This window comes from Bowmanella yangjiangensis, assembly GCF_017255015.1.
GTDB lineage: Bacteria > Pseudomonadota > Gammaproteobacteria > Enterobacterales > Alteromonadaceae > Bowmanella > Bowmanella yangjiangensis.
In genome coordinates this window covers 1-368 of the sequence record NZ_JAFKCS010000724.1, presented here as the reverse complement: position 1 = coordinate 368, position 368 = coordinate 1, and the positions used below count along the sequence as shown (strand labels likewise).

1 protein-coding gene is annotated in these 368 nt (G+C 63.9%); it reads left to right on the top strand.

Annotated features, from left to right (window positions below):
* Positions 1 to 176 precede the first annotated feature (176 nt).
* A partial coding sequence (locus J0A65_RS26425; protein ID WP_206597151.1) for a hypothetical protein occupies positions 177 to 368 on the top strand: 192 nt, incomplete at its 3' end.

Here is a 368-nt window from a genome sequence, read left to right as displayed (position 1 = left end):
CTCGGTACTGATCGAGCGGATGACGGTCGCCGGCAGCTGATCCCCAGGCCGACCGCCGCGTCGGCCTCTCTCCTTGCGCGCCCGCTGCACGGCGCGCTGCTAAGCCCACACGGATTGCGTGTTGATTATCTAATGAGAATGGGAATAAATATCATTACGTAATCTGGTGGGCCTCTATGCACAATCCCTACTCCTCGCTCTGTCTCGACTGCTGGCACTGGCAAGGTCTGCGCATTCGCTGCGCGCTGCTGCCGGACGACCCGCGCCTGTTCGATTTCCACGAGGCGCAGGGGCGTCAGCTGGTCGCGCAGGGGCGCCTGGACGCCTGGCGGATGTGGTGGCACCTGGCGCAGTTGCTGCTCGACAGC